The organism is Chryseobacterium sp. Tr-659, from assembly GCF_011752975.1.
GTDB lineage: Bacteria > Bacteroidota > Bacteroidia > Flavobacteriales > Weeksellaceae > Chryseobacterium.
Map to the genome: position 1 here is coordinate 383963 of NZ_VWWP01000003.1, position 14190 is coordinate 398152.

Annotated in this window: 11 protein-coding genes; 2 read left to right on the plus strand and 9 right to left on the minus strand. The window is 36.8% G+C overall.

Annotated elements, in window-relative coordinates:
• Window positions 1-29 precede the first annotated feature (29 nt).
• The 4 genes from F3J23_RS09340 to F3J23_RS09355 all read right to left on the minus strand — a co-directional run bounded on the left by F3J23_RS09340 (window position 30) and on the right by F3J23_RS09355 (window position 5137).
• Window positions 30-788, minus strand: a complete 759-nt coding sequence (locus tag F3J23_RS09340; protein ID WP_167027436.1) for a type III pantothenate kinase — start codon at window positions 786-788, stop codon at window positions 30-32.
• Window positions 789-891: 103 nt separating this feature from the next.
• Complete coding sequence (locus F3J23_RS09345; RefSeq protein ID WP_167027439.1) at window positions 892-2730, minus strand: M1 family metallopeptidase; 1839 nt, start codon at window positions 2728-2730, stop codon at window positions 892-894.
• A 93-nt stretch (window positions 2731-2823) separates the two neighbouring features.
• Window positions 2824-3294: a DinB family protein gene (locus tag F3J23_RS09350; RefSeq protein ID WP_167027443.1), complete on the minus strand. Its 471-nt coding sequence runs from the start codon at window positions 3292-3294 to the stop codon at window positions 2824-2826.
• Window positions 3295-3445: 151 nt separating this feature from the next.
• Complete coding sequence (locus F3J23_RS09355) at window positions 3446-5137, minus strand: DUF6909 family protein (protein WP_167027446.1); 1692 nt, start codon at window positions 5135-5137, stop codon at window positions 3446-3448.
• A 304-nt stretch (window positions 5138-5441) separates the two neighbouring features.
• Between F3J23_RS09355 and F3J23_RS09360 the strand changes: the two genes are divergently transcribed.
• Window positions 5442-7637 carry a glutamine synthetase III gene (locus tag F3J23_RS09360; protein WP_167027449.1) on the plus strand — a complete coding sequence of 732 codons (2196 nt, stop codon included), beginning with the start codon at window positions 5442-5444 and terminating at the stop codon, window positions 7635-7637.
• A 339-nt stretch (window positions 7638-7976) separates the two neighbouring features.
• Window positions 7977-8687, plus strand: coding sequence for a C40 family peptidase (locus F3J23_RS09365; protein WP_167027452.1), 711 nt, complete (start codon window positions 7977-7979; stop codon window positions 8685-8687).
• A gap of 187 nt (window positions 8688-8874) precedes the next feature.
• On the opposite strand, the gene F3J23_RS09370 is transcribed toward F3J23_RS09365, so the two are convergent.
• The 5 genes from F3J23_RS09370 to mreC form a co-directional block, all read right to left on the minus strand.
• Window positions 8875-9450, minus strand: coding sequence for a pentapeptide repeat-containing protein (locus F3J23_RS09370; RefSeq protein ID WP_167027455.1), 576 nt, complete (start codon window positions 9448-9450; stop codon window positions 8875-8877).
• A gap of 107 nt (window positions 9451-9557) precedes the next feature.
• The gene (gene rodA, locus F3J23_RS09375) at window positions 9558-10787 is read right to left on the minus strand and encodes a rod shape-determining protein RodA (protein WP_167027458.1); all 1230 of its coding nucleotides are present in this window, start codon (window positions 10785-10787) and stop codon (window positions 9558-9560) included.
• Window positions 10784-12829 (minus strand): peptidoglycan D,D-transpeptidase FtsI family protein, encoded by a 2046-nt coding sequence (locus F3J23_RS09380; RefSeq protein ID WP_167027462.1) that lies wholly within the window; start codon window positions 12827-12829, stop codon window positions 10784-10786. The genes rodA and F3J23_RS09380 overlap by 4 nt, the downstream gene beginning before the upstream one ends.
• Window positions 12826-13332 (minus strand): hypothetical protein, encoded by a 507-nt coding sequence (locus tag F3J23_RS09385; protein WP_002982456.1) that lies wholly within the window; start codon window positions 13330-13332, stop codon window positions 12826-12828. The genes F3J23_RS09380 and F3J23_RS09385 overlap by 4 nt, the downstream gene beginning before the upstream one ends.
• The gene (mreC, locus tag F3J23_RS09390) at window positions 13325-14179 is read right to left on the minus strand and encodes a rod shape-determining protein MreC (RefSeq protein ID WP_167027465.1); all 855 of its coding nucleotides are present in this window, start codon (window positions 14177-14179) and stop codon (window positions 13325-13327) included. Before mreC ends, F3J23_RS09385 begins: the two co-directional genes overlap by 8 nt.
• Between the last annotated feature and the right edge of the window lie 11 nt (window positions 14180-14190).

Genomic DNA, 14190 nt, shown 5'->3' on the forward strand with positions numbered 1-14190 from the left:
GTTGTGATTAAAGCCTTCTCAATCTTAATTTATAAATCTTTTCCCAGGAAGTAAAGTCCTTTCAGGGTGTGAAGCCTGTCCATCACATGAATCTTGTCCGTCAAAGGCTTATACACATGCGAAACACCTCCTGTTGCCACTACAAAGCAATCATCATTCACTTCGTCATTAATTCGGTTAACAAAACCTTCCACCATTCCTAAGAATCCATACACCATTCCGCTTTGCATACAGGTTACCGTATCTAATCCGAGAACAGTTTTTGGTTTTTTCAATTCAATATCAGGAAGTTGTGCGGTCTGATTAATCAGTGAATTTAAAGAAGTAACGATCCCCGGAGCAATAATAACCCCTAAAGTTTCTCCCGTTTCCGCTACGCAGCTTGCCGTAAGAGCCGTACCGAAATCAATAACTATCTTTTTTTTGTTTGGATATAAATTGTGTGCTGCTACAAGATTAGCGTAAATATCCGTTCCCATCTGCTTTGATTTCGCCTGAACTCCGGATGGGGTATTCCTGTCTACAATGACAGGATTTGTTCCATGAATCTTTTTGATTCCCGAGCTCATCACTTTGGTAAGTTGAGGAACTACTGATCCGATAATTACCTTATCGATTTCTTTCGGCTCAATTTTATAGGTCTGATAAAGCATCAGCATCTGTACATAAAGTTCATCTGCCGTTCTGTAAGGTTTTGTATTGATTACCCAGGAAATATCACAGTTATCACCATTAAAAAGGCCGAATCTGATATTACTGTTCCCTACGTTGATTACAATTGAATTCATTTATATTTTAACAGGCTAAGATTTGAAAAAATTTGAGCTTCAAATTTATAAAAAAATAAAAGGAGTATTTACAAATACCCCTTTTATCTATATGTTTATCGTCTTATTTCACTTCTACAAAGTTATCTGCCATATTCACATCAGCAATTCTCTGGCTGAAATCTATTCCTAAAACAGACAATTGAGATTTTGTATAAGGAACTGTTATGGTATATTCTTTCTGAGTCCAAGGCCAGTATGGCATTGTTTTGAAATCTCCGTAGACATCTTTTTCTTTCCATGTATGCGTCATGTTCATCGGAATCTGGTATGTAACCACTTTTTTATCCGTTGTCATTACACTGAAATCAATTGGCATAGGAACCTGGCCTTTATTAACCAACGTAATTGTTGTTGACTTTGCCTCATACTTTACGTCTTTGATTCCGTAATCAATTGTTTTAATGGTATTGATCCAGTAATTTTGGAACCACTTCAGGTCCATTCCGGAAACTTTTTGGGCGATGTGAAGGAAATCTCTGTCTGAAGGATGCTTCATGCTCCATTGATCATAATACTGCTTTAAGGTCTCTGCAAGATTCTGCTCTCCCATAATATATCCCAGCTGCACCAGGTACAATTCACCTTTTACGTAAGAAGCATAGGTATAAGCTGTTCCGTTATCATGATGATCTCCTAGCCATACAGCAGGTTCTTCAATTCCTTTTTTAACAAAATTTCTATAAGCCTCTAAAGTATTGGCAAACGGGTTCGGAAGCTCTTCCGGGAATAGCTGATACATGGTATATCCTTCTGCATAGCTTGTAAAACCTTCATCCATCCATGGGCGTACAGATTCATTAGTTGCAAGCATCTGCTGATACCATGAGTGTGATCCTTCGTGAGCCATTAAGCCCATTAATCCTTTAATATCTTTAGCTTCGCCTAAAATCATGGTACACATTCCGTATTCCATACCTCCATCACCTCCCTGGATAAAAGCATAAGTCGGGTAAACATATTTCCCGAAGTGAGCATTCATGATCTGGAAATACTTGGTGATATAAGGCTGTGCCTCTCCCCATACTTTTGTTTTATCATTTTTCTGATACACCAGATATACTTTCGGTCCTTCCGGAACATTGAAGCTCTCTACAGAGTAATCTCTGTCTGCACTCCATGCAAAATCAAGGATATTTTTTGCGGTCCATTTCCAGGTAGCTTTCTTATCTTTTTCAGCTTTTATTTTAGCATTCGCATCATAACCTTTTACCTCAGCCGGATTCTCAAGAATTCCTCCCGCTCCTACTACATAATCTTTATTGATTTTAATGGTAACATCAAAATCTGAAAATGGGGCATGAAACTCTCTTCCCAGGTAATCAAAAGTAGCCCAACCATCATAGTCATATTCGGCAATTTTCGGATACCACTGTGTCATGGTCATATCCACTCCTTCCTTATTATTTCTTCCACTTCTTCTGATCTGTTGAGGAATCACAGCATCCCAGTCCATTGTAAAAGTAGTTGTGGAATTAGGTTTGATAGGTTCAGCCAGATATACTTTCATAATGGTTTCCTGAACTTCAAATTTCAGGTCTTTGCCATTTTGTCTGATCCAGTGAATATTCTGAGCCCCTTCCTGATCTTTCGGGATAGATGCCAGTCTTGAGATTCCATCTTTCTGCAATCTTCCGTCACCGTTTTTCCCCTGAGAAGCCACTCTTTGATCCATCATGGAATTGGGCTTAAAAGCATTCCAGTATAAGTGGAAATAAACCACATTAAGCTCATCCGGCGAGTTATTGGTATATTCCAGAGTTTGTTTTCCCTGATAGGTAAATTTTTCAGCATTAACATCAATATCCATCTTGTACTTCGCAGCCTGCTGATAGTAAGCTCCTTGTTGAGCCTGAAATTGTGAAATGATAAACGCAAAAATGATTGCAGCCGATTTTCTCATTTAAAATTTTATTTTTTCTAAAGGTAGGTAATTTAAATAACACCCTCAAATTGGAGTTATCTGAAGGTTGTAAGGATACCCGCATGCATATTTTCACCCGTTTTTCAGCAGTTTCTTGATTAATGTAATCTGTCCCAGATGATAGTAGCTATGCTCAATCATTCCTTCAATGTTTCTTCGGTAAGTTCCGTACTTTTCATCAACAAAAACATCATCCAGTTTACTGTCGGGTATTTCTTCAACCCATCTGGCAAATTTTTCAGAATCGTTCCATAGCTTATTAAGTAATGTGTCCCACTGCTCCTGAGATTCAACAGGAGGAAGATCAAAGCTGTACTGGTCTTTTATTTCAAGATCTCCGCCCTCAAAAACATTTGTTACGCCTGCAATGTAATAATCGATATGAAAAGTAAGCATAGCGATGGTATTTAAAGATTCTATCTTCGTCACCGCCTCCTTCCAGGTTACGTCTGAAAGCTGAGCTTTAAAATTAGTATTGGCAATCCAGAGACCATCCAGAAGAACCTCTCTGAATCTTTTTGATAATTCTGATACCGAACTCATAAGCAGTATTTTTTTGCTTTTCAAGATACACAATTTAGCAATTTCTTCTAAAGGAACCTTGTCAAGGTTTAAAACCTTGACAAGGTTCATAAACAAAAAACCTCAGATGTACAGTACATCTGAGGCTGATATTATCATTCTTAAATTAGAATTATTTCTTAGCAGAAATCTCTTTCTTGCTGCTTCTTAGAATTTTTTCAAGGATTCTTAAGGTGATCAGATAGGTTGGTTTTACTCCTGTAAGCCCTAGTCCTCCGGAAGACAATGTACTTCCTGTTTCCAAAGGATTATCCGATGCATAGTAAGCATAACATACAAACAGATCCGGTGAAATATGATGTCTGATTTTAGAAGCTACCTGAATCGCTTTCTGGTAGTGGGCTCCTTCCATTTCAAGACCAATCGCCTTCCATGAAGTGTTCATAAAGTACGAAAGGATATCTTTATTCTGAAGGGAGGTACCTAAAACGGTAATCATTGGTCCTTCGAAAGCTTTTAGCTCATCATCATTGAAGTCTTCCAGCTTTAATGCATTTTCAAAAGGATAATTATCTGCAGTTCCTTCAAAAATGTGGGAAGTCGGGATCATGATATCTCCTTTTTCTCCAGTAAGGATTCCTGCTTTTCCCATAATTGAAACGGATTTTACATGCATCATGTAAACTTCTCCTTTGTGTTCGAAAGGTTTCAGCAATTCATCCATTACTTCGAAAGCCTGTTCTCCGAAGGCGTAATCAAAAACCATTACAACATCATCTCCGGAAAATTTGCTATCTGCAAACGGTGTATTCTTTAAACTTGTTTTGCTGAGGTCAATGATCTGAACATCAATATTACTTCCACTTTTATCAGCAATATAAATCATTCCTTCATCCAAAGCATATTTCAATACTTTGTCGCGAAGTTCTTTTTTATTGGAAATCTCTTCGTAAAGTTTATAATCCACATCATGATGCTGTTTCTTTTTAAGGGCATCATTAGCATACAGCATATTTTTTACTGAGTGCATGTTGGCAGAAATAATATGCAAAGGACGCATGTGAAGATTGTTTTCAAATAAAACTTCTTTCACTTTGTTTGCCCATTTTTCACCAAAATAATGGTGTCCTACCCTTTCTTTCAATATGGAGCTGAAATGAATTTCTCTTTCTCTGGTACTTTTTGCATCCTCCAGACTTACTTTTCCTAAGTTGTAGATGATTTTAAATAAACGATCAGGATTCTGATCATCTCCGAAGGTATTGTAAGCTCTTAATGTTTCATCAAAAGATCTTCCTATTAAAGAAGAAAGATGAATAAGTGCCACCTCTTTTTCTTTTCTGCTGAATTTCTTTTCTCCTTTCACTACTTCTTCAATGATTTTGAAGGCGCGTGTCGGTTTCCAGTTTTCATCCTGAATGAATGCCAGGTTACGGATTTTATCAGCTTCTATAAATAAGAAGGTAAGGTGGGTAAGAATGTCATAAATTTCGGACCGGCCCAAAAGAACCTCAATATTCATCTGGTGTTCGTCTATTCTATAACAGTTTCTTCTTCTTTTCTTTGGAACAATAGGTTCGAAACTTCCTTTATCAAACCCTTCATCAGATGTAAGATGAATAAAAGCACATTCCTCAATCCCCTCCGGAAGTCTGTCCAAAACATACATCAAACCGTCAAGTTCCAATTTGCTCGGAATATTCATGGTTCCATAAATCTCCGGATTGATGGTCTTCAACAAACTTCTGATACTTTCTCCTGAAACCCCGCCCGGCTTGAAAAATCCTCTATAAAATAAGTGTCTCATAGAGATGTATAATCTTTCAATAGCCTCTGTAGTTTCTCTTGCTCTAGAATTTGTCATAAAATAAATTTCACACAAATATACAAAATCTCCGTTCAACTTATTTTAAGTATCTTTTAATAAGTTATTTAATCCATATGACAAGACATAAACCTCAATGTAAAATATATCCACGGTTTTCACCCCCTTTAAAAACACCCTTAAAAACCAACATTTAGCCTTTAAATCATTAAGCACCCCATTAAAAACATACCAAACAAGCGTTTAATTTATGTAAATTTTAAAAACACCCCTTATTTTTTTAGGGTAAAATAATTTTCGAATTGTTTTTTTTGTAAATTTGCCCAGTAAAAATCACCCAAATATGTCAACCTTAAGATTCAAAGCATTAGAAACCCTACCATTCAAGGATTTCAGAAAAGACAACTCTGTTGAGATCCCTGCGAAATTATCAGAACTATTCTGTAAAAATGTTTTCTCGGAAGAAACGATGAGAGAATATTTAACGAAAGAAGCATTCGGTTCTATTATGGATGCCATTAAAAAAGGAACCAAGATCCAGAGACATATCGCAGATCAGGTAGCTGTTGCGATGAAAGACTGGGCAATGAGCAAAGGCGTAACACACTACACGCACTGGTTTCAGCCTTTGACTGGTACTACTGCAGAAAAGCACGATTCTTTCTTCACACCTATCGAAGGAGGCAGAGCGATTGAAAGATTCAGTGGAAACATGCTGATCCAGCAGGAGCCTGATGCATCTTCATTCCCTAACGGAGGTATCAGAAATACTTTTGAAGCAAGAGGTTATACTGCTTGGGATCCTACATCTCCGGCATTCATCATGGGAACAACATTATGTATTCCTTCTATCTTTATCTCTTATACAGGAGAGACCTTAGATTATAAAGCCCCTTTATTAAGAGCTTTAAATGCTGTGGATGAAGCTGCAACAAATGTTATGCAGTATTTTGACAAAAACGTAACAAAGGTAACTCCTACTTTAGGTTGGGAACAGGAATATTTCCTTGTTGATTCAGCATTATACCAATCTCGTCCGGACCTTGTTTTAACAGGTAAAACGCTTTTAGGACATTCTCCGGCAAAAGGGCAGCAGCTTGACGACCATTACTTCGGTTCAATTCCTACAAGAGTAATGAACTTTATGAAGGAACTGGAAATCGAATGTATGAAATTGGGTATTCCTGCAACAACAAGACATAATGAGGTCGCTCCAAATCAGTTTGAACTTGCTCCAATGTTTGAAGAAGTGAACGTTGCAGTAGATCACAACTCTTTGTTGATGGATATCATGGCAAGAGTAGCTCACAAACACCATTTCCACATTCTTTTCCACGAAAAACCATTTGCTGGAGTAAACGGAAGCGGAAAGCACAACAACTGGTCTTTAGCAACTGATACGGGAGAAAACCTGTTAAGCCCAGGGAAAAACCCAAAGAAAAACCTTCAGTTCTTAACATTCTTCGTTAACACAATTAAAGCGGTTCATGAATATGCAGACCTTTTAAGAGCAAGTATTGCTTCTGCAAGCAACGACCACAGACTTGGTGCTAATGAAGCTCCACCAGCAATTATTTCTGTATTCATCGGAAGCCAGCTATTCAGTGTATTGGAGGAACTTGAGAAAGTAACAAACGGAAAATTATCTCCGGAAGAAAAAACAGAATTAAAATTAAATGTAGTTGGAAAAATTCCTGAAATCTTATTAGATAATACGGATAGAAACAGAACTTCTCCATTTGCATTTACAGGAAACAAATTTGAGATCAGAGCGGTAGGATCTTCTGCAAACTGTGCAGAATCAATGACTGTAATGAACACCATTGCAGCAAAACAGCTTAATGACTTCAAAAAAGAAGTTGATGCTTTAATAGAAACCGGTCTTAAGAAAGATGAAGCTATCTTTAATGTATTGAGAGAATACATCAAGCAGTGTAAAAACATTATGTTTGAAGGTGACGGATATTCTGACGACTGGGCGAAAGAAGCTAAGAAAAGAGGGTTGAACAATCTTAAAACAACTCCTGAAGCTTTAAAACAAGAAATGGATAAGAAATTTCTGGATCTATATGAAGAGATGGGAATTTTTAACCACAGAGAAGTTGAGGCGAGAAATGAAATTAAATTAGAAAAATATTCTACTGTAATCGATATTGAAGCGAGAGTTTTAAGTGATATTGCAAGAAACCATATCATTCCTTCTGCATTAAATTATCAGAACAGATTAATTGAAAACGTAAAAGGCCTTAAAGATATCTTTGGTGATAAGGAATTCAAATCTTTAGCAAAAGAACAGATGAGCTTGATTACAAGTATTTCTGAAAATGTTTCCAAGATCAAACTTGGAGTTGAAGTTCTTATCAAAGCCAGAGAGGCAGCAAAAAATACATCAAACAGCCAAAAGCAGGCAGAAGAGTACTGCAACAAAGTAAAGCCTTTATTTGATCCTATCAGAGAAGCTTCTGATGCATTGGAAATGATGGTAGACGATGAGCTTTGGCCAATGACAAAATACAGAGAAATGTTGTTTACAAAATAACGTCCTGTAAAGTTCCATATTAGTTTAAATTCCTCGGTTTTCCGGGGAATTTTTTTGTTTTTTTAACAGCCCTGAAAATTAGAACTTTACATCACAAATACCGATTTATAGAAGAAAATCGATAGAGTTTGTTAAAGAATCTTAATAAAAAAAACCGCACACTCACCAAAAATAGGCTGTTGCGGTTTATTTTTCTTTAACATATGCAAACAATATGTTAAATAGTGTTAAAATAAGATCCTGACAATTATCATAACAGGGGTCTTTTGCTCGGAATCTCTACTTTTGTAATGCTTTTGAAAATAAATATTCCTTTTTAACACGGATAATCAAATATATATGAAGAAAAGAGTTTTGTTTTATTTAGTTGCTTTAGTTACTACTGTTTCACTGCAATCGTGTGCTACTAATTATGTGGTTTCAAAACCAGCAACTTACACAAAAGAATACAAAACAGATGCCAAACTAGCTTCTATAGATAACAAAAAAATGGAGCAGGATAAGCAGAAACTTATCGACTCTTTCCTTGCTGAAAAGGCTGCATCTATAGCTAATGCTAAAAAAGCAATTAAGAATTCTGAGATTGCAAAAGCAATCAAACATAATAAAACCATTGATGGTATCCTTGAAGAAGCTGAAACATACCTTGGGACTCCTTACAGATATGGAGGAACTACAAGAAACGGTATAGATTGTTCAGCTTTTGTTCTTTCTGTATTCGGAGCAGCAGCAGGTCTTAGCTTACCAAGAGTAGCAGCATCTCAGGCTCAGGAGGGTGAAAGAGTGGAAAGAGGAGAGTTGCAGAAAGGAGATTTAATTTTCTTTTCTCACGGAAGAAGAATTTCTCACGTAGGTATCGTAGAAAGCGTTACTGAAGATGGTGAGATCAAGTTTATCCACGCAGCAACATCAAAAGGGGTAATGATTTCTTCACTGAATGATTCTTATTGGGGACCAAAATTCAGATTCGCCAAAAGAGTGATTAACGAAGAAGGAGAAGCATACAACAACTTAGCCGCTGTTACTCCCGCTACACCAGCAAATTTTTAATTTTATAAATAATTGATTTAAATAATGAAGCCATCAGAATTCTGATGGCTTTTTTATGTATCCTGCTTATTACATCAAATTTTGGCTAAAGCCAATGGAATATATGGATAGAAAAAGCGGGCTAAAGCCCGCTCCTATTGAATTAATTTCTATTTATTTCAGATTTGCTATTGCATTATTACGGATATCAACTATTCTTATCAATTTCAATATCCAGTTTATACAGCAGACCATAGATTTCAGAAAGCGAAAATCTAGCTTTTTTAAGCCGATTTAAAGCCGGATCTATTGAATAGTTGACCGATGTTCGAAAATCTGCTTTTTCAAGATTTGTGCTATCAAAAACAGCGCCTGACAGATCGCAGTTACTAAAGATAGCATTTGATAAATCACATTCAGCAAAATCAACCTCAATTAACCTGGAGTTTTTGAAAACTGTTTTCTTAATAGAGGTCTGATAAAAAACGGAATTATTTAAAGCACTCCCATCAAATTGAAATGATAGCCCAAAAGCATTACAATCGCTAAACTGAAGCCCGAACATTTTGCATTCTTTGAAGATCACATCATGAAAGGCAGTCTTTACCAATTTTGCCATGCTGAGGTTGCATTCAATGAACTCGCAATCTGCAAAACTGAAACCAGATAGATCTGCATATTCGAAATTACAATTTCTGAAAATACAGTTTTCATATTCGCCTGTAGCTAATTGAGAACAGTCTGTATTTTCAAAGTTTTGATCAAGGACATATGTTTCTTTCATAAAATTTTATGATTAAAGTTGTATCTCGTTGATTTTGGAGATTTCGCTGATTTTTATTTATGAGATCCTAAGAGGACAGCTGTTAAAACTGATACCGGTTTCCGCTTCTATACAAGACTATTCTTATCCGAATAATTAAGTTTAAAGAAGATAAAAGTCATCATAGAAAAGGCCAATAAAGAACTTCCTCCATAACTGAAATACGGAAGAGGAATTCCAACCGTAGGAAAAAGCCCCATAACCATTCCTAAATTGATCGAAAAGTGCATCAAAAGGATTGAGGCAAAACAATACCCGAATACCCGGTTAAAAGTGGATTTCTGTTTCTCTGCCAGATAATAGATTCTTCCGATGTAAACCATATAACACAGGATAAGAATTGCACTTCCTACAAAGCCCCATTCTTCTCCTACTGTACAAAAGATATAATCCGTTTCCTGCTCGGGCACAAATTTCCCCTGTGTAACCGATCCTTCACGATATCCTTTTCCCCAGACACCACCGGATCCGATGGCTGTTTTGGAATAGAGTAAGTTATACCCTGAAGTATCTCTAAATGCTTTTTCACCTTTGTAAAGAACATCAATTCTTTCTCTCTGGTGTTTAGGAAGTTTTTCTAAAATATAAGGAGACCCGAAAGCCAGTCCGCACAATATAAGAATAGATGCTGAAATTCCTGAAATAGAAATTACATCCCAGGACATTCTATGATAGTTCATTGCAATCAGAATACCGGCAATTACTAAAATTGCTATTGCAACATACACCGGAGGAATTGCCAATGACACCAAAAAAACTGCAGCAAAAATAAATCCCAGCCCAAACAAAAGACCACTCAGCCCTTCTCTGTATAAAGCAATAAAGAATGCAATAAACACAAGCATGGAACCAACATCCGGAATAGCCAAAACAACCGCTGCCGGGATCCCTATAATTGCAAGGGCCATCCAAAGTGATTTCTTATTTTTAAGATTAAAATCCGGGCTCGAAACATAATTGGCAAGCATGAGTGCTGTTCCTATTTTTGCGAACTCAACAGGCTGCATGGTAAAACTTCCAAACTTATACCAGTTCTTTTGCCCGAGAATCTCTTTCCCAAACGGGAAAAGTCCTACCAGCAGAAGAACTCCTCCAATATAAATGATTCCGGACATATTTTCGAAGAATTTACTTCTTCCCACAAATATGATAAGTCCTACAAATAAAGAAATACAGAAGAAAACCAATTGTTTTTCTCCCAGCTTCTGGTCTACACTGTATATGTTTGCAATCGCAAAAATGCAAAGCAGGAAATACAGCCCAAGGCCCAGTTTATCTATTCCTTCAGTCCATTTCATTGTTTGACAGGTTTTTTAGCCGTGTTATTATTTTTAGTTTCTTCTTCTATTTTCTTTTGCAGCTGGGCTTTTTGTTTCTTTACGAGTTCCAGACTATCCTTTATTCTTTTTTGTCTAATTGAATCCGGTTTGGGATCAACATACAGCCCTTTACGCTTTAGGTCAATTATCCACTGTCTCTTATATTCCGGCATAAAGCTGGACGTAATCATTTTTTTATAAAGATTTTCACGTTTCAGATCACCTGTGATATATTTTTCTGCAATAACGGTACAAGCCGGACCAGCCCATGTAGCACCAAATCCTGCATGCTCCATTACTGCAACTACTACAATTTTGGGCTTATCTGCAGGAGCAATCAATACAAAAATAGAATTATCTTTCCCTTGCGGAACCTGTGCTGTACCTGTTTTTGCTAATTGCGTAAAGTCATTGGATTTCAACCCTCTTGCCGTTCCTCTTAAAACCACAGCTTCCATTCCTTTTAAAACGGGTTCAAAGTGCTTCGGATCAACTAAGGTTTTATGTTTAACCTTAAACCTTGGATCGGGGTTTGGTTTCCCATCAATTGCTTTTACAATATGAGGTGTATAATACCAGCCTCTGTTAGCAATCGCCGCTACATAATTTGCCAGCTGAATAGGAGTTACCAAAACATCTCCCTGTCCCATTCCGTTGTAAATAGCACCGGTAGACATCTCATCCCAATTTTTAAAGTCAGTTCTCTTGGAACCACTAGCTTTCATGATAGCTTTAAACCTTCTTTCGTAAAAATCTCCGGAAGGGATTCTTCCTTTTGCACCTACAGCAAAATCATTATTTAAAAATTCTCCAACTCCAAAACTGCTCATGATTTCTTTCCATTCATCAACACCTTTGGAAGGATTTCCCGGATATTTTTTAATAATGGCAATGAATGCGTACGTAAAAAAGCAGTTACTGGAAACCTGAATGGAAGGAATAAGCGGATCTGCTCCACCATGCCCTTTAATTCTTTTCCCTTTATAGAAAAAACCGCCGCCACAAGGGAAAATAGTCTTTTCATCCATTACTCCCATCTGCATTGCAGCCAGGGCAGTCAACAATTTGAATGTGGATCCCGGAGGATATCCTGCTTGTAAAGAACGGTCAAAAGTAGGTTTATTTTCGTAAAGCGTATCTTTTGACAGGGCATATAAGTTTTTTGATTTATTAGGTCCGGTGAAAAGATTAGGATCAATATCCGGTCCTGTAGCAGCAACCAATACTTCCCCATTATTCGGGTCTATCGCTACAATTGCACCGTGTTTGTTGACAAGCATTTCTTCAGCGGTTCTCTGAAGATCGTAATCAATGGTTAATGTAATATCCTTCCCGGTAATAACATCTTTATCCAATGTTCCGTTTTTATAGGACCCGATATTACGCAGCCTGATATCTTTTTGGATATATTTAATTCCTTTTATACCTCGGAGTTCTTTTTCATAGGATTTTTCAACTCCTGTTTTTCCAATAAAATCTCCAGGCAAATAGTAAGTAGAATCTTTTTTAATATCCCTTTCGTTTACCTCACTGGTATAGCCCAAAAGGTTTCCGGAAGTAGAAACTTCATATTGGCGCTGAGGTCTAGATACAATATTAAATGCGGGATATTTAAAAATAATTTCCTGAACTCTTGCAATATCTTCCCTGCTGAGGTCTTTAATAAAAGTCATCGGAGTCAGCTTGGAATAATACTTTTCTTTTTTAATAATATTGATTTTATTGATAAAATCCTGCTTTGTAATTTTCATTAAACTACAGAAAGCTAAGGTATCAAAATCAGGTTTCATTAAAGCCTGAGTAAACGATATCTCATAAGCAGGCTGGTTACCCACCATAATTTTACCGTTTCTATCGAAAATGACCCCACGCTGAGGAATAATATATTCTGTTTTAATAGAGGTATTGGCAGCATTCAGGGCATAACGGTCTGTAAACAACTGCAAATACGCAAGCCTCACCACAAAGATAATGGCGATGGCAACGAGGATGGAAAAAATTTTTAAATAACGTGTGTTCAAACTTTTTGTTTGATTTTAAATATTAATGCGTAGATGACTATAAAGATAAACGAAATTACACTTGTTACCAACACATTAAATAATATTTCAAAAAACCTGCTGAACTTAAAGAACTCAATATATTGTACTAAAAGTTGATGCAGGAAAATACTTGAAAATAAAAACAGCAAAAACTGCGCCCATTGAAGGGACTGAAAAGAGAAAAAGTCTGTTGACGTATCTGTGGAAGTCCTGAAAATCAACGTTCTGAAATAAGCAATTAACGTTGTTGCAAATGCATTGATACCCCAAGAATAAAGGAAACCGTCAATAGACAGCCCTATTAAAAAGCTCAATGCCAGGAACTGAAATTTATTTCTGAAAAAAGGATAGAACATAACAAACACAGGATATAATACCGGAGTATATTTCCCGAAAAGCGTAATCCTGTTCAATACAAAAATCTGTAATGCAACAAGAAAAATCATGATCAATATATCGGTAAATAAAGTTCTGCTAATCATTTTCTTTTTTTATTACAGCCTGTAGGGTATCCTGAATCTTCTGCACTTCTGCTTTCTTAAGATTCTTCACTACATACACTTTATTTAACGCTCCCATTTTTTCACTCAGCTCCACGGAAATATCCCAGAAGCCGGTTTTGTTATCTACAGAGTATCCTGCAATGGTACCAATCATTACTCCCTTAGGAAAGATAGCAGACTTACCATCGGTAACCACCGTATCTCCTACTTTCAATGCAACATATTTTGGAATATCTGCAAGGTGCATTACCCTGGAGTTATCTCCATTCCATGTTAAGGTACCAAAATATCCTGAATTTTTAAGTGCCGCATTAATTCTGATCTTGTTAACACTCAAGACAGATTGAACCAACGCATAGCTATCTGTAGAATTGATTACAATCCCCGCAATACCTCGTGGTGCCATTACTCCCATTTGGGGAAAGACTCCGTCTCTGCGGCCACGGTTGATTGTAAAATAATTGTTTCTTCTGTTAATACTATTGAAAACGATTTCACCATCTACAAAAGTATAGATCTGCCCTCCGCCAAGGGTATCGTGAACTCTTTTGAAAACGGGATTCTTTGATCTGTCTTTCCCATAGAGTTCAGTCATAAGGGCTTTATTCTGAACGACAAGATCTTCGTTGATCTGTTTTAATTTCAGATAAGAAACTCCTTCGTCAATATATCCGGAAACCCAGGAATTGAACGCAGCAGTCTGGCCCGCAATCCAGGATTTCTGCATAGCATTTCTTGAGAATATCAAAACCAGAGCAATAATTTGCAGGAATATAAAGAAGACGAAAAGAGTGTTCTTCGAAAATAATCTCAGCAAAAATCCCATTCAGATATAAA

Excerpts from the sequence above, each read along its gene's own strand:
- F3J23_RS09340 (WP_167027436.1), bottom strand. The coding sequence starts at position 788 with ATGAATTCAATTGTAATCAACGTAGGGAACAGTAATATCAGATTCGGC.
- F3J23_RS09345 (WP_167027439.1), bottom strand. The coding sequence starts at position 2,730 with ATGAGAAAATCGGCTGCAATCATTTTTGCGTTTATCATTTCACAATTT.
- F3J23_RS09350 (WP_167027443.1), bottom strand. The coding sequence starts at position 3,294 with ATGAGTTCGGTATCAGAATTATCAAAAAGATTCAGAGAGGTTCTTCTG.
- F3J23_RS09355 (WP_167027446.1), bottom strand. The coding sequence starts at position 5,137 with ATGACAAATTCTAGAGCAAGAGAAACTACAGAGGCTATTGAAAGATTA.
- F3J23_RS09360 (WP_167027449.1), top strand. The coding sequence starts at position 5,442 with ATGTCAACCTTAAGATTCAAAGCATTAGAAACCCTACCATTCAAGGAT.
- F3J23_RS09365 (WP_167027452.1), top strand. The coding sequence starts at position 7,977 with ATGAAGAAAAGAGTTTTGTTTTATTTAGTTGCTTTAGTTACTACTGTT.
- F3J23_RS09370 (WP_167027455.1), bottom strand. The coding sequence starts at position 9,450 with ATGAAAGAAACATATGTCCTTGATCAAAACTTTGAAAATACAGACTGT.
- rodA (WP_167027458.1), bottom strand. The coding sequence starts at position 10,787 with ATGAAATGGACTGAAGGAATAGATAAACTGGGCCTTGGGCTGTATTTC.
- F3J23_RS09385 (WP_002982456.1), bottom strand. The coding sequence starts at position 13,332 with ATGATTAGCAGAACTTTATTTACCGATATATTGATCATGATTTTTCTT.
- mreC (WP_167027465.1), bottom strand. The coding sequence starts at position 14,179 with ATGGGATTTTTGCTGAGATTATTTTCGAAGAACACTCTTTTCGTCTTC.